This is a genomic window from Sporosarcina luteola (genome assembly GCF_023715535.1).
Taxonomy (GTDB): domain Bacteria; phylum Bacillota; class Bacilli; order Bacillales_A; family Planococcaceae; genus Sporosarcina; species Sporosarcina luteola_B.
Genome location: NZ_JAMBOI010000001.1, coordinates 177,984 through 201,305 on the forward strand (window position 1 = coordinate 177,984; position 23,322 = coordinate 201,305).

Annotated in this window: 19 protein-coding genes; 5 read left to right on the forward strand and 14 right to left on the reverse strand. The window is 46.5% G+C overall.

From position 1 onward, the window contains the following. The first annotated feature begins 43 nt into the window (after positions 1-43). Positions 44-760, forward strand: coding sequence for a 3-ketoacyl-ACP reductase (locus M3191_RS00750; RefSeq protein WP_251697543.1), 717 nt, complete (start codon positions 44-46; stop codon positions 758-760). A 174-nt stretch (positions 761-934) separates the two neighbouring features. Here M3191_RS00750 and M3191_RS00755 read toward each other — a convergent pair whose 3' ends face one another. After that, positions 935-2,578, reverse strand: coding sequence for an SWIM zinc finger family protein (locus M3191_RS00755; protein WP_251697544.1), 1,644 nt, complete (start codon positions 2,576-2,578; stop codon positions 935-937). A gap of 342 nt (positions 2,579-2,920) precedes the next feature. Between M3191_RS00755 and M3191_RS00760 the strand changes: the two genes are divergently transcribed. Continuing rightward, positions 2,921-4,261, forward strand: coding sequence for a S8 family peptidase (locus M3191_RS00760; RefSeq protein WP_251697545.1), 1,341 nt, complete (start codon positions 2,921-2,923; stop codon positions 4,259-4,261). Between the two features lie 309 nt (positions 4,262-4,570). Here the strand turns inward: M3191_RS00760 and M3191_RS00765 are convergent, their stop codons facing one another. Then, positions 4,571-4,834: an excalibur calcium-binding domain-containing protein gene (locus M3191_RS00765; protein WP_435368125.1), complete on the reverse strand. Its 264-nt coding sequence runs from the start codon at positions 4,832-4,834 to the stop codon at positions 4,571-4,573. Positions 4,835-5,042: 208 nt separating this feature from the next. Here M3191_RS00765 and M3191_RS00770 point away from each other — a divergent pair, with 208 nt between their 5' ends. Continuing rightward, positions 5,043-5,684: a metal-dependent hydrolase gene (locus M3191_RS00770; RefSeq protein ID WP_251697546.1), complete on the forward strand. Its 642-nt coding sequence runs from the start codon at positions 5,043-5,045 to the stop codon at positions 5,682-5,684. Between the two features lie 208 nt (positions 5,685-5,892). Then, positions 5,893-6,366, forward strand: coding sequence for a DUF4352 domain-containing protein (locus tag M3191_RS00775; protein ID WP_251697547.1), 474 nt, complete (start codon positions 5,893-5,895; stop codon positions 6,364-6,366). A gap of 109 nt (positions 6,367-6,475) precedes the next feature. Here the strand turns inward: M3191_RS00775 and M3191_RS00780 are convergent, their stop codons facing one another. The 6 genes from M3191_RS00780 to M3191_RS00805 all read right to left on the reverse strand — a co-directional run bounded on the left by M3191_RS00780 (position 6,476) and on the right by M3191_RS00805 (position 14,964). Beyond that, positions 6,476-7,072 (reverse strand): class D sortase, encoded by a 597-nt coding sequence (locus M3191_RS00780; protein WP_251697548.1) that lies wholly within the window; start codon positions 7,070-7,072, stop codon positions 6,476-6,478. Between the two features lie 16 nt (positions 7,073-7,088). Continuing rightward, positions 7,089-8,741, reverse strand: a complete 1,653-nt coding sequence (locus M3191_RS00785) for a hypothetical protein (protein ID WP_251697549.1) — start codon at positions 8,739-8,741, stop codon at positions 7,089-7,091. Between the two features lie 18 nt (positions 8,742-8,759). Beyond that, entirely contained in the window at positions 8,760-9,845 is a 1,086-nt protein-coding gene (locus M3191_RS00790) for a hypothetical protein (RefSeq protein WP_251697550.1), read from the reverse strand. A 378-nt stretch (positions 9,846-10,223) separates the two neighbouring features. Beyond that, a complete protein-coding gene (locus M3191_RS00795; protein ID WP_251697551.1) occupies positions 10,224-12,038 on the reverse strand; it encodes an ABC transporter substrate-binding protein in 1,815 nt (604 codons plus the stop codon). A 60-nt stretch (positions 12,039-12,098) separates the two neighbouring features. Continuing rightward, positions 12,099-13,595 (reverse strand): ABC transporter permease, encoded by a 1,497-nt coding sequence (locus M3191_RS00800; protein WP_251697552.1) that lies wholly within the window; start codon positions 13,593-13,595, stop codon positions 12,099-12,101. A 13-nt stretch (positions 13,596-13,608) separates the two neighbouring features. Next, a complete protein-coding gene (locus tag M3191_RS00805) occupies positions 13,609-14,964 on the reverse strand; it encodes an ABC transporter permease (protein ID WP_251698052.1) in 1,356 nt (451 codons plus the stop codon). A gap of 179 nt (positions 14,965-15,143) precedes the next feature. On the opposite strand from M3191_RS00805, the gene M3191_RS00810 reads away from it, so the two are divergent. Beyond that, a complete protein-coding gene (locus M3191_RS00810; RefSeq protein ID WP_251697553.1) occupies positions 15,144-16,877 on the forward strand; it encodes an ABC transporter ATP-binding protein in 1,734 nt (577 codons plus the stop codon). Between the two features lie 491 nt (positions 16,878-17,368). On the opposite strand, the gene M3191_RS00815 is transcribed toward M3191_RS00810, so the two are convergent. The 6 genes from M3191_RS00815 to cpaB all read right to left on the reverse strand — a co-directional run bounded on the left by M3191_RS00815 (position 17,369) and on the right by cpaB (position 23,301). Beyond that, a complete protein-coding gene (locus M3191_RS00815; protein WP_251697554.1) occupies positions 17,369-18,055 on the reverse strand; it encodes a plasmid pRiA4b ORF-3 family protein in 687 nt (228 codons plus the stop codon). Between the two features lie 287 nt (positions 18,056-18,342). Beyond that, on the reverse strand, positions 18,343-19,269 hold the full coding sequence (locus M3191_RS18625) for a type II secretion system F family protein (RefSeq protein ID WP_251697555.1): 927 nt from the start codon (positions 19,267-19,269) through the stop codon (positions 18,343-18,345). Between the two features lie 3 nt (positions 19,270-19,272). Then, complete coding sequence (locus M3191_RS00825; protein ID WP_251697556.1) at positions 19,273-20,226, reverse strand: type II secretion system F family protein; 954 nt, start codon at positions 20,224-20,226, stop codon at positions 19,273-19,275. Further along, complete coding sequence (locus M3191_RS00830) at positions 20,223-21,551, reverse strand: CpaF family protein (protein WP_251697557.1); 1,329 nt, start codon at positions 21,549-21,551, stop codon at positions 20,223-20,225. The genes M3191_RS00825 and M3191_RS00830 overlap by 4 nt, the downstream gene beginning before the upstream one ends. Then, positions 21,551-22,717 carry an AAA family ATPase gene (locus tag M3191_RS00835; RefSeq protein ID WP_251697558.1) on the reverse strand — a complete coding sequence of 389 codons (1,167 nt, stop codon included), beginning with the start codon at positions 22,715-22,717 and terminating at the stop codon, positions 21,551-21,553. The genes M3191_RS00830 and M3191_RS00835 overlap by 1 nt, the downstream gene beginning before the upstream one ends. Continuing rightward, complete coding sequence (gene cpaB, locus M3191_RS00840; protein WP_251697559.1) at positions 22,714-23,301, reverse strand: Flp pilus assembly protein CpaB; 588 nt, start codon at positions 23,299-23,301, stop codon at positions 22,714-22,716. The genes M3191_RS00835 and cpaB overlap by 4 nt, the downstream gene beginning before the upstream one ends. Between the last annotated feature and the right edge of the window lie 21 nt (positions 23,302-23,322).

Here is a 23,322-nt window from a genome sequence, read left to right on the forward strand (position 1 = left end):
CTATACTTACACGTGTCAACGTATAAAGAAGGGAGATCTTACTATGCAAACCATAACTGGAAAGAACGCAATCATTACGGGAGCTGGACGCGGTATTGGCCGGGCGACGGCAATCGCCTTTGCGAAGGAAGGAATCAATGTAGGGCTCATCGGGAAAACTGAGGCGAATCTTGAAAAGGTTGCCGAGGAAATTCGCAACTATGGTGTCAACGTTTCAATCGCCGCTGCGGACGTGGCCGATAACGAATCTGTAACTGCCGCCGTCGAGCATGTCAAATCTGAACTAGGTCCGATCGACATCCTCATTAACAACGCCGGTATCGGCAAATTCGGCAAGTTCCTTGAGCTCTCTCCGGAGGAATTCAAGAACATTATCGATGTCAACCTCATGGGCATTTATTACGTCACACGCGCAGTGCTGCCGGAAATGATTGAACGTCAAACAGGTGATATCATCAATATCTCTTCAACTGCCGGCCAAAAGGGTGCCCCTGTCACGAGTGCATACAGTGCATCTAAATTCGGTGTGTTGGGTCTGACGGAATCACTTATGTTGGAAGTGAGAAAGCACAACATCCGCGTCACTGCATTAACGCCGAGCACAGTGGCAACCGACTTGGCGTTCGAAGAGAATCTCACTGACGGCAATCCGGATAAAGTGCTGCAGCCTGAAGACCTTGCAGAATTGATGGTCGCACAGCTTAAACTGCACCCGCGCGTCCTCTTAAAATCGGCTGGCCTATGGTCGACAAATCCTTAATTGTTTGAGAATTGTGTCGGTGCCTGTGCAAGGCACATTTATGACAATTTAATATAATGCATATAAATACAACGGGAAACCTATCAAACACCGACTTGATAGGTTTCCCGTTTTCAAATTATACAATTGTAGTGCATTGTCTGAATAGTGTGCTGCACAGGCACCGCTTTCCCCTTAAAGATTACCCAATTCATCCAAAAATGCGGGGCGGTTTTTGTATGTCTGTTTCAGTTCTTCCGCCAAACTCATTTCAGCTTCGTGTCCTGCAACTTTCCGGAAGCGTTTTAACGCTTGGCAAACTTCCTTATATTCCTCTCGATTAAACGCATTTCCAGCAGTCTCTTTCACATGATATTCGAACAGCCGGATTGCCTCTTCTGCGTGGGAGTCAATCAAGCAGTTCAAATACTGTTCAATTAATGAAGGATTTCTACGGACATATTCAAGGATGGCCTCGACGTCATTCTCAGCTTCAATGAGCCTAACAAACATCCGATTATTTTTCACAGCCAATTCCTGCTTCACTTCTTCATAAAAAGCTGGCGCATCCGCAGAAAGATCCTTTAATTCCCAATAAAACTCAAATTCGCCATCCAATAGCAGTTCACGGCCTATTTTCATCTGCTCATCAAATGCTATCAACTGTCTATACGCCTTGTAACGCCATTTCTTCCACCGCGCCACTAAACCACGATAACCCTTGTCCAAGCTTTCTCCCTCAATCGCCAACGCCAACACGTTTTCATAGTTTCCTTCCTTCATTTCATATTGCATCAACCGTTTCCGAAATGATGGGTAATTTATATTCTCCAGTAAAAACTGCGTAACTCTCTCTGTCGTTCCGTAGGTTTCTATAATGTCATACATCAAGTTGAGAATTCGTTCATTTGCATAACGGCCATAATCATTTGCAGACGAATTCTTTAGCACCAATTCCAATTCATTCAGCAACGTTAATCGCATCTGTTCATTACCTGCAAACTCCAAACAGATGCCTAGTACGTCAATCCGAAAATCATCCCATCCATCAAACATGTCGGACTTCGATAGATGAATCAGCTTATCCAACAACTCTACCTGCTCTTTCACCTCGAATGTTTCATGCGCAATCAAAGACATTTTTTTGATCGTTTCATCTAATAAACTGCCGATCGTACCATTCGAATCATCCGTATATTGAAAGGCCTTCATCACTTCATTCAACAGCAGTCCGGCAATTTCAACAGCAATCAACGGATCTTTTAAAGCTTCAATTTTATTCAACACGCTGGACAATTCATCCGCAAAACTGTCTACATGGTCATATGTAATAAACCCTTCCCTGCCGACATATTTCCCAACAATTGAATCAATCAACCGCCTACAACGATCAATCTCCTGCCGTTCATCATCATAGATTACATAGTTGAAAAGCAACTCATTATGTAAAGCCGGGTCATCGTCCGCCAAATCAATCAGAATATCAATCAATTTTTCTTTGGAAAGATTTTTCAGGGTCTCGTTCAAATCTGGCGGAGGCGCTATTGCAGCCTCAGGAAAATCATTATCCTTCAGTCTGTCAATCAATTCATAGTAAACGGCAACCTCATGCTTACATACCGGTCCCATAGTAAATGGACAGTCACAGTAAGATGACAGAATATCGCCATCTTCATCAAGCCAAACGGCAATCTCATATACGTCCGCCCCCTTAACGACCGCCGTATATCTGCCCCCACCCTCACGAACGAGGTCAGCAACGAATCCCGCTTTATAATATTCATAACCGTGTTCCACAATAGTGGAGCTTACTGCCTCCTCAAAAAGAAAAAGATTCATCGCACTTCCCCCTCTCCTAATTCCACGCGCCTACTCCTACCTACTATAACTAATACGACACACACCCAGAAAGTCCTTTTAAATGGTGTCTGTACCAATTGTGTCGGTGCCTGTGCATGGTGCATTTATGACAATTCAGTAGTAGGTATATATATACGAAGGGATGCTGTTCAAATGTTGTCACGATAATATTTCCTATTTAGTATTATACATTTGTAGTTAATAAACTGAATAGTGTGCTGCACAGGCACCTGTTTAACGGACACCGATTTTTGCTTCTGTTTGAATACTAGTAATTTGTGCTATAGTCTAATAGATAATGACATGGTGGTGAATGGACAGATGAAGAAGGTTTTATGCACAAGTATTTTATCCCTGGTTATGATGCTTTCGTTTGCGAACCCGAGTGCTTTTGCAAATGAAAGTGATCGGTTCTTAGTTGAATTGCTCAATGATGAAAATGAGCCGGTTATTGAAAGTATACATAGAGACGAAATGGAAGAATTGACGGACGCGAAGGTGCTGCAGCCTGACTATATCCGTAGGATTGCGCTGCAGACGGGGACGGGGCAAGCGAAATCGTGGGGTCCGACTCGGATTGGAGCGGATAGGTTAATTGAACGGACGCAGGACTTGGAAGGCATCGTCATTGTGGCGGTCATTGACACTGGCGTCGACACGAACCACCCCTTCCTTCGTAATCGTCTAGTTGCGGGATATGACGTATTGGACAAGGATTCGGATCCGATGGATGAGCAGTTCCACGGAACGCATATGGCGGGCATTATTGTTGATACGGCGCCGGCCAACGTGAAAATCATGCCGATTCGGGCAGTGGACAAGGAAGGGAGAGGCTACGACAATCATATCGCTGAAGGTATTCATTATGCAGTCGACCATGGTGCCGATGTCATCAACATGAGTTTCGTTGGCGAGGAGTATTCGGCTTATTTGGCCGAGGCAATCAATTATGCGCTTGACCATGACGTCGTTGTCGTCGTTGCTTCCGGGAATGAAAGCATGGATACGACCGAACTTTATCCGGCAGGTGAACAGAAGGTAATCGTTGTAGGGGCAGTTGACCGTAATGACCGGATTGCGGACTTCAGCAACACAGGTGCCTCCATCGATATTGCAGCGCCTGGAGTCGACATCTTATCAAGCGTCCCGGGAGGTTCTTTTAAAAGCTATAGCGGCACTTCAACCGCAACACCATTCGTGAGCGCGGCTGCTGCCATGCTCAAGCTGGAAGATCCGACGAGAACAGTACAAGACGTAGAGCGCTTGCTGAAGAAATACACCAACGATCAAGGGTCGGCGGGTTGGGACTCTCAATTCGGCGCAGGAATTCTCAACCTTTCAAACTACGTTGAAAGTGTAATCCAAGAGAATTCGGCACCACCGCGGGATGTTGCGTCGAACGTCAAATCATTTCCGCCACACCAAACCGTCCCGTTGAATAAAAGTTGGAAAATCACATTTGATCGAGCATTGACAGAAGGGGATAAAGTTGATATTCGTATCAACCGTTCAGGCAAAGATATCCCCATCGCGACAGAAACGGTAGCAAACGAAATCATCGTTACCCCGATTCGTAAACTGTTTCCACATACGAATTACCAATTACTCCTGTTTGTCGAAAACGGTGGGCAGTATGAAATGAAATTCCGGACAGGAAATTGACGTAACTTGTGTAAATTGTGTCGGTGCCTGTGCACGGTGCATTTATGACAATTCAGGCGCAGGTATATAAATACGAAGGGAAGCAGGTCAAATGTTGATATGACCTGCTTCCCTTTTTCAGTTTATACAATTGTATTTAATAAACTGAATTGTTTTGGTGCCTGTGCAAGAAACTTTTATGACAATTCAACCGAAAGTATATAAATACGAAAAGAAGCCCAGTAAGTGTATATTTAATGGGCTTCCCGTATGTTCATTATACAATTGTAGTTAATAAACTGAATGGTGTGCTGCACAGGCACCCGTTTCTCATTTTTCACACGCTATCCCGTCTTTATCACGGTCCATATGAGTGTGCATCTTATAAATTTCAGCTGAAACGAAAGGCTTGAACTTTGTTTTGCCGCCTACATTTTTGACTTTAGCATCTTTAGCGACGCCGCCTGGATACGTTTTATTCAATTCGGTACAGTTTTTGAACTTCGCAGGTGCTGCGTTAGCTGAGTGGATCGGCATTGCAACCATAAGGACTGCAAGGGACATTGCGCTAAGTCCAGTTAAAATCTTCTTCACTTTCATCTCTCCAATTACAATTATTTGTAAATAATTGTAACATGAAATCCCAATTATGCTATTAGAATTTTCTCCAATCAACTATACTATCAATAATTTTCTACCAATGTACCCGCATTTTAAAAAACAAGTGCTCACATAAGCCCATTGCCTCCACCCTCCAACATGAGGGATAATAAAAAGATTACACCATAAGAGAGGTTTACAAATGAAAGGAAGTTCACATGCACTTATCGGCGTTACTGCCGGAGCAATTGCAGGGTATCAAATGCAACCCGATCTCTATACAGTCGGAGTTGCCTCTGCGATAGGCGGCGTGTCGGCGCTCGTTCCCGACTTGGACACAAACGGATTAGCGAGCAACCGCATCACCATTTCAAAACAGATTACTCAATGGCTGATGCAGCTTGTCGGTGCAGGCATTCTCGTCGCAATTGTCTACCAGTATTTCACAAAAGGCTTCACCCCCTCCATTCTGCTATACGCTGGAATCGGTTTGCTCTTTTTCATCGTATCGCGTTTCATTACGCAAAGAAGAATGTTAACGCTCACGGGCGTCATGGTGATGTGGCTCGGAATTGTGATGCATCAATCGATCGGCATTTTATTAGTGGGAAGCTATATCGTCATCGCGTCCTTCCTATCACACCGCTCCTACACTCACTCACTCCTCGGGCTCGCTTATTATGCGTTCATTTTGAATCAACTACAAAAGGAATGGCAGATTGACGTTCTGCTCATTGCAGGGATAGCGGGGTACGCCAGCCACCTCATCGCCGACATGAAGATCTTTCCAATGAACCGCCGAGGCGTGAAATGGTTCGCACCGATTTGGAATAAAGAATGGTAGATGAATTACAAAGGGAAGTCGACCGAAAACCAATTCGGTGGACTTCCCTTTTATTTGAATAGCATGCTGCTCAGGTACCTATTTAATTAGAAACGATAAATTCCCACAATACCTCATAATGCAACCTTCTATTTCCTTCTTTTAGAATGAAATGGGAATGATTTGGGAAGAATAAATGTTAATAAAATATGTACTAGGAGAGTTTTCCATGGCAAAGAAGCCTTGGCCCAAAAAAATAATGTTACTTGCTCTTATCATATCAATAGTAATATCCGTATTCCTTGTACTCAGACTTGGAACCTCCCCAGTTGAAAAAGTACAGGCAGAAAAAAACATCGGCTTCACCTCAGACGTAATGCAATTCGAGGACATGGCGTTTCAGCTTACCGGTTCGTCACATGGTAAAACTGAGCAAATTTTTAATTTCACAATTGAAAACATTCATAACGCTGCCATTTCAACTCAAAGCTTGTCCTTTAAAATCAAAAACATAGGCAATGTCTACTCAAGTTGGAGCGTCAATATTGAAGAAAGCCAATTGAATCCAGGAATGAGTACAACTGCAATTGTCACTTTTAAAATGAAAGACACCTATTTGATGGAAGGGACACCAGTAATGGAAATTCAGAGGGGTATATTTTTCCCTACAATTATGCAGTTTGAGTTGGAGAAAGAGCGCTAATCCAGTAATCTAAAACCTTCACTTCCTAAATTCTTTTTCTATTAACAACATTAAACAGCACACAAACCATCCAAAACGATTTGCGTGCTGTTTTCTTTGTTCACCAACTTCACTCGACCCTCTCTCCCTGCACGACGAGCCTGTATTCATTGGAATACGCGGGGTAGCAGGTGATGAGGGATATGAGCGCAATTCCTTCCTTCGGCTCAAGCACCTCGACTTCGTGCGGCTTGACGATTTTGATGTCGAAAACCTCAAATACTATCTCTTCGTCATCCGTTTGAAACGTGAACTCCGTGCCGACTTCCATTTCATGCAGCCGGTTGAAATACTTGCCGAAGACTTGGGCCTGGTGCCCGGCGATGGCGTAGCTGCCGTTCATCTCGCCGGGCAGGTCCATGTTTTCGATGGCGCCGAGGGATTCATTGAGCGTTTCCGCATCTGCCCCGTATAGGACCGGCGCTTCCAAGTCGATTGCCGGAATTGACAGGATGCCTTCGATTCCGGCCACGCTGTCAGAATCGGCCGCTTTTTCAGCAGCAGCAGGAATGACAGTCGTCCCCTCCGTAGCTTGTACAGAACGGAATGCATCGATCATTTCTTGCTGATGGTCATCACTTTTCGCGTTCCCGTTCATTAGCCAAGCAAACAACACGATACCAGAAACAATGAGCAGCATCCCAAGCCTGTTCAATGTACGCTTCATCAGCCGTCCACCACTTTCACGCCGCCGATATCGTCGACTTTCCCAATCGTCTCATTGCAAACCCCATCAACATGAGGAGCAAAGCTAGAAATGCTAACCGTTTGCCATCCCAAAATCCGCCCGTTTTTGGCAGTGAAGAACGAGGATCCGCATTGTTCATAGCAAAGCCGTTCATTACACCGGATTTACCTTTCGCAAAAGCTGCTGATGCATTCGCATTTCCGCTAAGTTCCCCTGTTCTGGAGCCAGAATCGGCGTCAACATCACCGGACATACCATTCCCAGCTGCAGACTCTTGTTCAGGGTCTTCGACTACATCGTCCGCGCTCGTCCCGGTCTCCATCGTTCCGTCTTCCTCATTGCTGAAACCGTCTCCGGAATCTCCCTCATTTGCAGGTGGCGTACTTGTTCCTTGACCCTCTTCATTCCCTTCTGAAGTAGCATCATCGGTACTTTCCGGAGCATCCGGCATATCACTTTCTTCCTCAGGAGCAGTTACGCTTTCTTCCGCTCCATCACCTGTCGATGGAGGCACTACGACACTCGGTGGTTCATCGATTGCAATCGTGAACTGTCTTTGCCTCTTCAACACATCGGCGGAAACATCTTCCGTTCCCAGCAATCCAAGATCCAAGCTCACACCGCTGCTTTCCACCAATCCTCCGTCCTCAGTCGTTCTCATCTTCCGAATGAGCACACCGACAGACGTATCTTCAAGCAAACCGTCATTCAGATCTGTTTGAATCAAACCTGCGGAAATGGATTTTCCCTCCTCATCCGCTTTCACATGCCTATCCAACACACCTACGTGAACTTCACCTAACAACGGCGCATTTTCACCGTTCACTTCGACAAGTCCGCCGTCGAAAGAGTTTGCCGTTCTATCGCCTGAAGCCACGTCCACATTCAAATCATCCGTCACCGGGGTTTCCAATTCGACAGAAGCAAGTGATGTTCTCATCCCAGCTTCTGATCGCTCACGCTTCAACACAGACACGCCGAGATCATCCAAAATCCCTTCGTCATCGTCGACAGAAACATCAACGACAGCCGACATTTCACGTTTATCCGACCCGCCTTCCGAATTCCCCACTCCCAATAAGTCGACAGAAGCATCATCAAGAAGGCCATTATCGACATCCGTTTGAATCAAACCCGCGGAAACGGATTTTCCATCTTCGTCGGCAGTCACATGTTTATCCAACACACCGACATGCGTCCCGCCAAGCACCGGCAGATCTTCCGCATTCACTTCGACCACTCCGCCATCGAACGAACCTGTCGTCTTTTCACCTGAAACAACGTCAACCGACACATCATCCGTCAATGTCGACTCAAATTCGACCGTCGCCAACGACGCCTTTGATTCAGTTTTCTCCAGCACTGACACATCCAGATCATCCACAACGCCGTCACTTACCTTTACAGTAGCCAATGCTTCTGAAGCCTCTGTCTCCGGATTGGATGGAATATTCACATTGACATCGCCAACAATCGGCACGTCCAAAACTTCCACATCAAGCACCGATGATTTTCCTTCCTTTTCACTCAACACGTTCACATTAATAATCGAATCATCTTCGGCTGCAGAGACATTCGAATGCGACAAACCGAACGCAACACATAGACCAAACGTTAAAACCCCAATGCTTTTAACCTTGTTTTTCATTTTGCTTCCTCTCCTTTTTTACTTTATTTCTTGTAAAAAAGGATTGGTTTGGGGCGGTTGGCCGGGTGGCGCATGAACCCATTGGATTCTCATAAATTCGTCGGAATGAACCCACTGCCTACTCGACAAATAGCGGAGCATCGAAAATCCATCAACGATTCCTGTCACGAAATCGGCATTTCCGTTATGAGCAACAACAGGAGAAACGACTGACGTATTTCCCGTAGTAATCGCAATCGGAATTCCATCCCGCTGCGTACTTGATTGGATAGGAACCGCAGGCGTTTCCTGCTTAGCTGGTGTTTCTTTTTTGATCTTCGCAACGTTAACAACTTGTTTCACAGGACCCGCAACAGTTTGTAAAGGATCTTCATTTGAAATAAAAGTCGTCTCTTCAACTACTATCTGTACAGTGGATTCCGCGTTTTCCGGGAAATCAATCTCAGAAACCTGGTCGTCATTCTCCACTTCTTGACGGGTATCAATAACCGGTTGTTCACTCACTTTGTCTGTCTGCGAATCTCTTGAAGGCGTATCAACTACTTGCGGAAGTACTGGAGTTTCATTCTCAGTTACTTTTCCAAGTGAATCTGCCGTCTCTTCAACTTCCGCGACTTCAAAAGTATCATTCATCGTCTCTGTCGTCTTATTTACAACTTTTCCAACTTCATCAAACACCGGAGTAGCAACAGGGACTTCAGGCAACTCCTCCACAATCCCAGTAACTCCCGATGTCACAGTTTGAACCGTCTCTGTCGCATCTTCAACAACAGGCACAACATTGTCAACCGTTTCTTCAACAAATTCAATAGTATGATTCACAATCTCAGAAACCGGTTGTTTAGTAGAAGGATCGACTAGGGTTTCAACCGTACCTTTTGTGAACGTCACAGCATCCCGCACCGTCTGATCCGTCCCCTCCACCGCCGACCCGACAACATCACCCACCGACTCAGTCGTTTCAGTCACCGTCGATTCAACCTTCTCCAATACTCCAGACAAAATACCAGTTCTATAATCGCCTACCCCTTCAGCATATACAACAGATTCCGAAGAAATAAACATACAAATAAAGAGACTACTATAGAGAACCACCCATCTCACATAAGTCACCTCCTTCGTTCACATCCGTAAATTCCAAATTACTCCATCTCCTACTCACGTACCCGGCTGACAGAGAGATAAACAAATTGCGCCGGTGCCTGTGCAAGGTGCATTTATGACAATTCAATCCGGAGAATGAAAATACAGAAAAAAGTCAGCTGAAAAGCTAAACAACTGACTTCTCATTTCCACAATATACAATTGTAGCTAATAAACTGAATTGTTGCGGTGCCTGTGCATGATACATTTATGACAATTCATCTAACTGCATGTAAATGCAAAGAAAATCCGATCAAACGTCAATATGATCGGATTTTCTTTTCTAGTTTATGCAATTGTAGTTAATAAACTGAATAGTACGCCGCACAGGCACCGCTTTTATTCCGCCCGATATTCCGCCAAGAATTCTTTGACTTTCGCCGGGTCTGCCACGAGCTCGTTGCCTGTGTCGACTAATGGGCTAACTGTGGAGTAGGCTTTCTTCTTATTCCCTTGGTAGAAATTCAAGAATTCATCTTGGTTGATGGAATAGAGAACGGCTTTCCGCAGGTTTTCGCTTTTGGCAACTTCCCGGTCAGCTCCGTTAAATAGCAAGTATGTGACCGCATTGCTGTCGTTCTTTTGCAATACTAACTTATCATCGTTCTCAACAAGCTCATACTTCGTTTCCGGCACTCCGTTGAAGAGATGAATCTCGCCATTACGCAATGCAGACAACGAACTGTCCGCGTCTTCAATAAAACGCACTGTGACTTCAGAAATTTTCGGTTCAAATTCGCTGCCCGCACGGTATGCCGGGTTTTTCACGAAGTCCGCTTGGTAGTCGTTTTTCTTCACCAAAATATATGGACCGCTCGCATACAGATGGTTGTCATACGTTGCACCTTCCGTCACAGTCCGTTGGTCGCCGTACGGAATATCTTTATTCACATCAAACGCCGCCACGTCGTACGTATTAATGCTTTCAACTTGCTGCTTTGATACGATCCCAGCAGATTGGTGAGCCAAATAATTCAGCACTTGCGGGAAAGCCTCTTTTGTCGTCACTTTAACAACTTGATATTTCCCTGCACTGCTGTCAGCAGCTGTTTTATCATCCACAAGTTCCGAGATTTCAGATTCAAGCCCTGCCCCAAGCGCCTCAAGGACAGACCCTTCGCCGCCGGAAACTTTCGCCTCTTCCAACTCCGCGATATCCGTCACGATTTCGACTTCCTTCATGCTTTCATGCAAGCTGTACGTCCGGTGATCCGGCACAGAATCCTTGTCTTTCGCGCGGTTCAATGAAAATACGACATCATCCGCACCAACGCGATCCCCTGTATCGACCGCTTTTCCGTCCGCCACTTTTGCAAAATTGATGTCATCACGGAGAATGAAGTAGTAATCCGTATTTCCATCGCCAATCGCATAGTTATACGAAAGCGATCCGTCCGAAACAACTTGATCGTCATCCGTCAAATTGACGAGGCGCACATACATATTCGTATTCAACGTATTGATCGAGCCGTCGTTCCCTTTAATCGGGTCAAGAGATGTCAACGATCCAATTGCCTGCTGAGTGATCAACGCCGCCGCATCGCGCTTCGCTGCATCATTGAAATCGATCGTCTCCCATGCGATCGCTCTCGATTTTGCAAGACGGACCGTATCCGGGTTCAACACATCATTATTGATCCCTTGCGCTTTAAATGAAATATAAAGTGGCGCAATATACGCCTTCACGCCTACAATCCTCTGTTCAAGCTGCTTATACGTCTCCTTGAATTCATCAGGCGTTTCCGTGCTCGCCTTCTCAATCAAACCATCCACTTCCGAATCATTAATATTGCTGTTATCACCATCCGATTTGAATAAAGAACGGACCGCATAATCAGGATTCCCCGTCACAGTCGTCCAGCTGGACAACGCAATATCATAATTCCCCGCATCACGCTGCGCCTTGAAGCTGCCGTAATCAGGCTGGATATTCAATTTCACGTCAAAGCCATTTTTAATGAGCTGGTCACGGACGATATTCATGTCCTCCTCGCCAGCACTCGTTCCAAGCAACTCAATCGTCACTTTGCCGGAACCCCCGCCGCCTTTAGTCTCTCCGCTTTCCTTTTCACCGGACACATCCGATTTCGTTTTCACACAGCCCGCCAACACAACGATAAGCGCGAGCATCATGATCAATAATCTTTTTCCCATAATCAATTCTCCTGTTCTAAATGTATTTATTCAACCGCCACTAACAATCCGTTAAAACCGTCAATCAAGCCGCGGGTCAAGCGCATCTCTCAGTCCATCCCCCAAAAAGTTGAAGGACAGCACGAGCAGAATGATGGCGAGTCCCGGGAAAACCGCCAAATACGAATGGGATTCCAAATACGTACTTCCGACCCGCAGAATATTCCCCCACTCCGGAATATGCGGCTCAACGCCGAGCCCTAAATAACTCAAACTGCTCGTCGCAATGACCGCCCCGCCAATCGTCAACGTCGACTTCACAATCATCGGCGCCATTGAATTCGGCACAACCTGTTTGAAGATGATCGACATATCCGAAGTTCCCAAAGCACGGGCAGAATCGACAAAATCATAATTCGACACCATCAACACATTCGCCCGCATCGTCCGCGCATATGTCGGAATCGAGCCGACGCTGAGCGCGATGATCAAGTTCATCGTATTGGCGCCAAATGCTGCGATAATTGCAATTGCAAGGAGGATTCCGGGAATCGCGTACAAAATATCCAGTAAACGCATGATTACATTATCTGTCCGCGTACTGTAGTAGCCCGCAATCCCCCCCAGGAATCCGCCAATGACCGCCGGAATGACAGTCGAGGCAAAGCCGACGATCAAGGAAATCCTTGCACCAAACACAATCCTTGAAAACACATCGCGGCCGAAGTTATCCGTGCCAAACGGATAGGCCAGGCTTGGTTGCTGCAAAATATTGCCGTAATCATTTGCGACCGCGAGATCATAATCGAACGTGAACCGGCTTACAACCGAAATTGTCAGCATGAGGATAATGAAAAACATCCCCATAGCAGCCATGGAATTCCGCGTAATCTTTTCCCACATCACATTCCATTTCATGATGCGCGAACGGTCGTTGCTCATTGATTTCAACAACAGGCTCCATCCGAGCAGCAATGCGAAAATATTGCCCGTTACAGCAGTGAGAAGAACGATGACCGCCACAACTCCCAATGATCGCGGCGCCTCCACTTCCTTCACTGACTTCGCCACGATAATCAAAACCGCAACATGGAACAACGCGATGCCTAGCAAAACAGCCATTGCTACTGGAAATGTGTCCGTAACATACGGCTTGAAGATATTCATTGCCGAAATCGCAATGACGAACAGTTGCGTCAGGAACATATACACGGCGAAAGTGTATTCCGGCGTCTTTCGTTTATTGATGATATTGAACGCGAATGCAGCAGCAAACACATTCCCAGTCGCTAAACTGATGAGCTGCACATACCCGAGCCGCCTGGTCCCTTTCCGGATTTCTCCATGGCCAAGCAGATCGTGCTTCATTCGCCACGCAATGAAAAACTGAAATAGCGCCGTTGTTAAATAAGCGATAAAAAATGCGAACAGAACCATATTCATGTCCCCGGTCTTAAACGAGAAACTGTTCCCTAAGAAGATCAATGAGAGGATCAACGAAATGATCCATGTGAAATTCGCTTGCGGGTATTCCCTTGATACAGCCAATGCATGCCGATTTTTCAGCTTCTCTTCCATCTTTTCACCTGCTTTACGATTGTTTCATCTTCGAACGGATACGCGGGTCGAGGAATGCGTACAAAATATCAATCAGCAAATTCACGAGCGATATCGTAATCGCGATATAGACGACGCCGCCCATAATGGCTGGGATATCTGGAATAAATTGCTTATCCACGATATAACTGCCGATCCCTTTAATATTGAACACTTTCTCTGTCACCGCAGCACCTCCGAGCATGCCGCCAAACATCAGACCGATGACCGTAATAACCGGAATCATCGCATTCCCGACCGCATGCTTCCAAAGCATCTGACTTTTCGACAGCCCTTTAGCGCGCGCTGTAATGATGTAGTCCTCATGGATGATTTCCAGCAATGAAGAACGCATCATCCTTGCAATCGAAGCGGTGAGCCCTGTTCCAAGCACAATAACGGGCATGATCATCGACCAGACATTTCCCGGGCTATAAGTCGCAGGCAACCAATTCAGCTTAATCGAGAAATTAAGGATGAAAATAAGACCTTGCCAGAAATTCGGAATCGATAAACCGATCAAAGCGATGAACATGAATGTCGTATCCAGAAACGAGTTCGGCCGTGTCGCCGACAAGATGCCGACCGGGATGGCAATGACAATGGCCATGACGACGGAAAACATCGCAATCGTAAACGTGACCGGGAATTTATTCTTGATGCTCGACGCAACATCCTCACTTCCCGCAAATGATGAACCGAGATCGAACGTCACAATTCCCCTTAATGCATTCCATAACTGGTGCAAATATGGAAGATCCAGCCCATGGATGCGATTGAATGCGGCAATTTGCTCCTTCGTCGCCGACTCACCAAGGATGTTGGAAGCGGGATCGAAAGGTGAAATATAAAGAATGGAAAAAACGAGTATCCCTACCCCGATAATGACGAACACGCTTTGGACGAGCCGCTCCATAATGTACTTCAAAAACGGGTTGCTCATTAAAAACAGCCAACAATACATGACAATCCCTGGCAAAATCGATGCAACGAGGAATAACGGCCGGTCAAGGAGAGACAGGAAATATGCGGCATATGTCTCTTTCCGCACACCGTTTTGCGTCAGCCTTTCATCAGCCCGTCGCGCAGCCTCTTCCTTCAGCCGTGCTTCCGCCAGCTTTACCGCCTCTCTATGAATCTCTTCGCGGCTTCTCTTCTCCTCGAAAAATTCCGCTTTTCGAAGCAATTGCCCCTCGTATTCTTTTACATAATTGATCCTGTCATCTGCTAGCTCCCACTCGACTTCTGCCATCATTGCTGCATATGTACGGTCTTTTCTCTTCAATAAATAAAAGAGATAAACAAGTAAATGGAGAGGCAGCCCTGTTAAATAGAGCAGGAATCGATACATCGCCCTTCCATGCGCCTCTAGGAATGTTCTTTTGAGCAAGGCAGATACGCCAAGTTTCATCCGTAGTCTCCTCCTTCCCTATATTGTATAATCCCTATCGGTATACTATACTATATTCAAAGACTAAGTTGTTGTCAATTTAAGAATTTTCATTTTGATGACCGATAGGGGGATTTTTGATGTCGGATACAGTGTTGCGCGTGTCGGATCTGCATGTTTCATTCGCCGGAAGGGAAGAAGATTTCAATGCAGTCCGCGGAGTGAACTTTGAAGTGAAGAGAGGGGAAACATTAGGCATCGTCGGCGAATCGGGCAGCGGAAAGAGCGTCACTGCACGTTCCATCATGCGGCTGCTCCCTTCCCCTCCATCGTATATGAAGCAAGGGAAAATTGAGTTCCAAGGGGAAGACCTCTCTTTGAAGACGGAAAAAGAGATGGAAAGCATCCGAGGAAAAGAGATCGGCATGATTTTCCAAGATCCGATGACTTCTCTTAATCCGACTATACGAGTAGGAAAACAAATTGCTGAAAGCCTAGTGAAGCATAGGGGTTTATCGAAGGCCGAAGCGAAGATAGAAGCGATCGAACTGCTGAAGCTTGTCGGAATAAAAAACAGTGAGAAGCGCTTTAACCAGTACCCTCACGAATTTTCAGGAGGCATGCGACAAAGAGTGATGATCGCCATCGCGCTTGCTTGCAGACCCTCCCTCTTAATTGCAGATGAACCGACAACGGCACTCGACGTGACAATTCAAGCGCAAATATTGGATTTAATGAAGAGCATTCAGCAACGTTTCGACACGTCCATCATTTTGATTACGCATGACTTCGGCGTCGTTGCCGGGATGTGCGACCGTGTAGCAGTCATGAAAGACGGGGAAATTGTCGAAACAGGGACGACAATTGAGATTTTCGAAAATCCGCAGCACCCATATACGAAAAAACTATTGAACGCATTGCCCCGACTTGATGAAAAAAAGAAACCGAAACGTCCTCCTCATATTAAAGCGGGCGTGGACAAAACGATTCCGCTCGTTCAGGTCGATTCATTACGGCAACATTTCGACAGCGGAAAAGGCGAATTGACGAAAGCGGTCGATGATATAAGCTTTCACATCCGTCCCGGGGAAACGTTAGGACTCGTCGGCGAATCAGGCTCGGGAAAATCGACGACAGGCCGCGCCATTTTGCGGCTCGACGAACCGACGGCAGGCGACATCCTCTACCAAGGGATCGCCGTCAACCGGTTGTCGAAAAATGAAATGAAAACAATGCGCCGCCATATGCAGATGATCTTCCAAGATCCGTATTCGTCTTTGAACCCGCGATTTAAAGTACTTGATATTATCGGGCAGGCACTCGATATCCATAAACTGAGCAAATCGAAGGCGGAACGGAAAAAGAGAGTGGAAGAGCTGCTCGAAATGGTCGGCCTCGAACCGGCGCACGCCATGCGATACCCCCATGAATTCTCAGGGGGCCAGCGCCAACGAATCGGCATCGCCCGCGCCCTGGCCGTCGAACCGGACTTCATCGTCTGCGACGAACCATTATCCGCACTCGACGTCTCCATCCAAACCCAAATCGTCGAGCTCTTAGAGGATCTGCAACACCGGCTCGGACTCACCTATCTTTTCATCGCCCACGACCTGTCGATGGTGAAGCATATTAGCGACCGGGTCGCCGTCATGTACGCCGGCAAAATCGTAGAACTGGCCGAAAGCGAGGAACTGTACAGCAACCCATTGCACCCATACACAAAATCCTTGCTCTCCGCCATCCCGATCCCCGACCCACGGATCGAAGCAACCAAAAAGCGCCACATCCCTGAAGAAAGCCCGGCATCGGACCGCTACAACTTACGCAACGCTCAATTAGTGGAAGTATCAAAAGGCCACTGGGTCGCGCTTTAAACGGTGCCTGTGCATGGTGCAATTATGACAATTCACCATTTTGAATAAAAACCCAAGAGGAAGCCAATGATGTGTTGACCACATTGGCTTCCTCCTTTTTATATGCAATTGTAGTGAATAAACTGAATTGATCCGGTGCCTGTGTAAGATGCATTTATGACTATTCATTGTTTTGGATTAAAATGCAAAAGGAATCCAATGACATGCTGTGCTCATTGGATTCCTCTTTTTATATATGCAATTGTAGTGCATAGTCTGAATAGTGTGCTGCACAGGCACCTATATCTGGCGCATATATCTTAGTGCTGCACAGGCACCTACATCTAATACATGCCGTCTTTTCAAAAGCTCGATAGTTGGGGAGTCTGTTACCAATACCTTTATCTCTTCATTTGAAATCAACGACTTATTTGGTCCATTGTAAATCTCACGAACTTTTTCATGGGGAACCACACCATATAAGCTCGTACAAGCAACAATATAATCAAGAATCAGGTCTTAAAAAATGGAAATTCCACCTGCTCCACTTGCTTTGGACCACGATACTTATCTGATTTCACTTTATAGTTTTCATGATCAATTCGATCCCACTCGGTTTTCTGGTACTTCATGTATTTTAGCGATTCGTTGATGGCGTCTATATCAAAAGGCTTGTAATATTGTCTATCCGCCCATTCATGGGTTGCGAAATAATCGGGATGAGATGGATCGTGATATACATTCAAAAAATGGTCATATCCTGCTGGACCCCCAACATCTTCGGGAGGTGCTGTGCCCTCTCCCGCAAGAACGGTCGGGAAACCGAAATAATAATCCTCTACAATCTCCTCAAGATCCACAATGATCCGCCAATCATCCCCCGAATCATATTTATACAAGAATTGGACATTCGCTTCCAAGTACTTATCTATTTTCAAATGCGAAGGACGTTTTAGCGTCAAACCATTAAGTTTTTTCCCATACTCTTCATGAATCAAAGGATTATTTGTAATGAAAAGCCCACCCACCTCTATATCGAAGTAATGATAAGGCTCATCGATATACCTGCTTTGAAAGTTCGTGACATTTTGAATCATTTCATGCAGTCGGTTAAACGTTGCCCCAGTCGGCAGAATAACCCTTCTCCAAATCGGTGGACTGATATCTTCAAATGTCAGTTTCAAAATATACGCTTTCATGGAAACACCTCAACTCTCCCAAAATTCGATATACCAGTTAGTATTAAGTCTAAATCTCCTTCCTTAAAATAGCCAGTTTGTATTGTGCACGCACTTTAACCGGCGCTTTTTATACGGTGCCTGTGCATGGTACATTTATGACTATTCGCATCTTTAAATAAACATACAAAAAAGAAACCAATGACATGTTGCCATCATTGGTTTCCTCTTTCCTATTATACAATTGTAGTGAATAACCAGAATAGTGTGCTGCACAGGCACCGTTTCGGGCACCGTTTCGACCGCCCCTAAAACACCATCTGCAACAAATAAATCACCAACGGCCCCAACATCACGATAAACATCGCCGGAAAAATGAAAAACAACATTGGAAACACCATCTTAACCGGCGCTTTCATTGCTTGTTCCCGCGCCATTTGTGTACGTTGTTCGCGGATCCGGTGGGTCAATGAGCGCAACGCCTTCGCCATGCCTACGCCCAATATATCCGCTTGGATCAACGACGTAATGATGCTTTGGAATTGATGCACGGGGACGCGGCTCCTCAAGTCGGCGAACGCTTCCCTTCTTGATTTGCCAAGTTCCATATCCCGCATCGTTTGCAAAAATTCGTCGGACAAAGGTCCTTTCATCTGCCGGCATATTTTCATGATTGACGCATCGAGCCCCATTCCCGCCTCAATTGACAAGTTGACCATGTCGAAGAAATCCGGCATCATTTTCTGGATCGCTAGCCGCCGCCGCTTGATAAGCGCACTTACATAGAAAGACATATAATACATCGCGAGAATGGCCATGACAGAAGATAAAAGCACTATGGAAATAACCGGAATCCCCATCTTCAACAACAGCAGGACGAAGCAAAGGAAGACGGTCGCCCCGACAAGAAGTTGAAGGAGCCGGAAATCGGTCGGCGTCAAACCCATCGGATAGCCGGCCTCGCGCAGCCGCTCCTCCAACGCCTTCTTTTTCGCAGGCTTCGTGCGATGATCGATCCACATTTTCAGCCCGCGATTGGTTCTCTCTAAAATGCCCCAATTAAAAGCCTTCCTCCCGGGATCTTTTTCAAGCCGATCAACTCCATCGTCCGAACCGAAATAGTCAACCAATCTACCATAGATGACAATTTCCCGCCTGAACAGTTGACTGAGGGCCGCTCCAATGATTAACGTAAAAAACAGTGCTCCGAATACGATGAACAATACGGAAGCCACTTGCTACACCTCGATATGGACAATTTTTTTAATAAACAACCAGCCGACAATGATGCTGAAAGCTCCATAAATGACCATCGCCCAACCGACCGGGTGGGAAAACAGTGTCTGGAAATATTCGGGGTTCACCAATCGGATATAGACAGCGAGAGCAATCGGAAGAATCGTGATGATGACAGACGAAAATCGCCCTTGTGCGGTCAACGTCCGGATTTCTCCTTTAATCCGAGCCCGATCAAAAATGACGTTTTGCATCGTTTCCAATAAATACGCCATATTCCCGCCCGTTTTCCGTTGGACAATCAACGTATTCAAGACGATCTCCAGCTCTTTTTCCGGCAGCCTCTCCTGCAAATTTTGAAAAGCCTCTTCGTACGATAACCCATAGTTGATTTCCTGGATCGCTTTCAGGAATTCAGGGCCAAGCGGGTCATCCATCTCTTCCGCCACCATTTTGAGCGCCTGCATGAAGCTGAAGCCCGCACGCATGGCATTCGCGATGATGCCGAGCGCCTCCCCTAGTTGGTTGGACGCCAATAGGAGGCGAATTCGTCTTCTCCTCTTAACGTAAGCAATCGGCAAATAAAATCCAATGACACTTATGATGGCAACAAAGAGAAAATGCATTTCATAATAATTCCCCATCAACAGAATGAGAATGACAATGATCACGCGGCTAATAAACAACTCCCCTAACGAGAGCTTCACCCCCGATTGGACGAGGAGATATTCATTCTTCGACAAGTTCAAGGCGGCTTCAATCGCCTTCGCTAGCGACTTGATCGGGGAGTTACGCTTCTCCTCTTCCCGCCTTTCACGTTTTTTCACGACTTCCCATTCAATATAATGTTTCAGCCTTTTCTCGTACTTCCCTTTTTCCACGACCAGTACAATGAAAAGCCGAAAAAGCAAAGTCCCGATGATAAATGCCAGGGAAGTGATCAGAAGCATTTTCATTCCCACTCCCCCTTCCACAAGAACTGATTGCCGGACATCAATAATCGTTCATAACAGTAAGGACGAATGCCGGTCGATGCAAACTTTCCGATAACTCTCCCCAACGTGTCTTTACTCGTTTGATAGACAAAAATATCCTGCAGGATGATATTGTCGCCTTCCATCCCTAGAACTTCTGTGATCTTCGTTATTTTCCGAGACCCATCCCTCATCCGATCCTGTTGCACAATCAAGTCCAATGCCCCTGCTATCTGTTCACGGATCGCACGCACCGGCAAGTCGAACCCGGCCATGAGCACCATCGTCTCAAGCCTTGCCACTAAATCTCTCGGCGAGTTGGCGTGCCCCGTCCCCAAACTGCCCTCATGCCCCGTATTCATCGCCTGAAGCATATCCAACGTCTCCGCGCCGCGCACCTCACCGACGATGATGCGGTCCGGGCGCATCCGTAAGGAGTTTCGGACTAAATCGCGAATCGTGACCTCGCCTTGACCTTCAATGTTCCGCGGACGAGATTCAAGCGACACGACGTGCTCCTGGGAAAGCTGCAACTCGGCCGCATCCTCGATTGTCACTATCCGCTCCTTCGTGGAAATGAAAGAAGATAAGACGTTCAATGTACTCGTCTTCCCCGTTCCTGTTCCTCCGCTAATGAAAATATTGAGCTTCGATTCTACAGCCGCTTTCAAAAAGGCAGCCATATCTTCATTTAATGTATGTTTGCGCAATAAATCATGAATTGTAAACGGCACTTCGGAAAATTTCCGGATCGTGAGCGTCGGACCTTTCAAGGCGAGAGGCGGAATAATTGCATTCACACGCGAGCCGTCGGGCAACCTCGCATCGACCATCGGGACACTTTCATCGATCCGCCGTCCGAGCGGTGCAACTATCTTCTCGATGACACGCAATATGTGAAGGTCATCCCGGAATGAAATGTTCACCCTTTCAATAACGCCGCCGATTTCCACATAGATCAAATTCGGCCCATTCACCATCACCTCTGTGACGGAAGGATCTGCAAGCAACGGTGAAATCGGGCCATACCCAGTCAGTTCATGCGTCACATCCTGCTTCAACTGCTTCTTTTCCTCAAACGATAGATGGTTCGCTTCACTCAGAAAAAACGCATCCGCAAGCTGATGGATGAGAGGCTCCAGCTCCTTGTCCTGATGGGCAGGTTTTTTCAGCTCATCGACAAGATGATTATGGAGACGAACCCATAGATCGCTGGACGACTTGTTCAATTCAATCGGCTGCAGTCCCTTTGCCGAATGACGATTCGGTTCCTGCTGATTTCCGCCGAGCCGCGAAAGCAATGACATTACGCATGCCCCCCTGCATGGCCGAGCACTTCCGCCGGTTTATTGTTGGAGAGGTTCGGACGGACAATTACGACAGCCATTTTCGTTATATTCCGTGCAAATCCCGACCGCGGATGGGACATTTGTACAGGAACCCCTTCATTCGCAGCTGTCGTCATCAACTTCTCCTTCGCAGGCAACGTTGCAAACAGCCTCTTGCCGACGACTTGTTCCACCATGTCCATTGAAATCCCTTTCACTTTGAAATGACGATTCAACACAACTTTCACACGGTCTTCCAGTCCCAATAAAGCCAACGTCTCAATTAGCAGCTTGCTATTTTTCAATGTTGGCAAATCCATATACGTCATGACGAGAATTTCATCCGAGCTTTCAAGCGCCACGATAGTATTTTCATTCATATGGCCCGACACATCAATCAGGACGACATCGAACCGCTGCTTCAATGCATGGATCGCTTTCCGCACATCATTTCCAGTAATGACCTCGGCAAATTCCGGACGTTGAGGTGCCGCCAAAATGAAAATGCTCTGTTTGGAAAGTGTCAAGTAGTCCTCGATCCGTTTCGCATCCAAGTCTTCTTTCACCCAATCGTAAATTGTCCGCTTCGGCCGGGCGTCCAAATACATCGACACATCGCCGAACTGCAAATCCAAATCGAGGATGGCAACCCGTTTTGACTGCCTTGAAAGCTCAGCAGCCAAATTGACGGTGACCGTCGTTTTTCCGACCCCACCTTTCGTACTCGCAACCGTTATCACTTTCGCATTTTTCCGGAGCTCAGGCTGTTTACGCTCTAACGAAACCCTCTTCTCCATCGCATGGCGAAGAGTTTCTTGGATTTTTTCAAGAGGCTCATCAAGGAAAATGACATCATCCACACCTGCCCGCAACGCCCGCTTCATATTGAATTCATCTTCCGATTCGAACACGAACAAGATCGGTGTCGTCATGAAGGACTGGGAGATCTTTGAACAAAGACTATAAATATCGGAAAAATTGAGATTCGGCAACAGGACGACACAATATCCGACCATAGCCTTCAATTGCTCAAACAGCATTGATTCATTTTCGGCCCAAAACATCTCCATATCACTGCTCGCTGCAATTTCTTCCATCCGGGACACCCATTCCCCGTTTCCGGTCAAGGTGATCAATTTACTCATATCGGCCTGAACACCCCTTTATGCAAATCATCTTCATGGACATGCGTGCGCTCCGGCTCAATCTCATGATCCCCCTCTTCCCGCAACAGCAAGTGAAGATCATACTTTGTCGCAAAGCTCAACGTCAGCCCCTCGACCGGCGTCACTTCGATCGTCACCATCTGATAACGGTTCATCGTTTCCTCGTCATCGGCTGCATGGCCAATCGCCAACACCTTCACGTCCTGCAACAATAGCGTCGCCGCATCATGCTGCGTCTCCTTCTGCTCTTCAGGCACAACCAAAATCGCGACAATATCGACATGTGCCCCCGGCTCAATGAACCCAGCCACTCCTTGCACATCGGTCACGGCAATCGTTATCGCACGTTTGCCTTCAGGAATCGGCAGCATTTCATTCTTCTGCACTACCACTGGTTGCTGCTCGGTAGGTTCCTGCTTGGCAGGTTGTTTAGCTTCAGTCTCCTCGATAACGACAGGAGCTGCCGGTTTACTTGTTTCATAATTCTTAACGACGACATACAACATGCCGGCAGCCAGGAATCCAAACACGATTGCCACTAACCAGATTCTCTTCGGATTCACCTTTTCACCTGCTTAATTGTT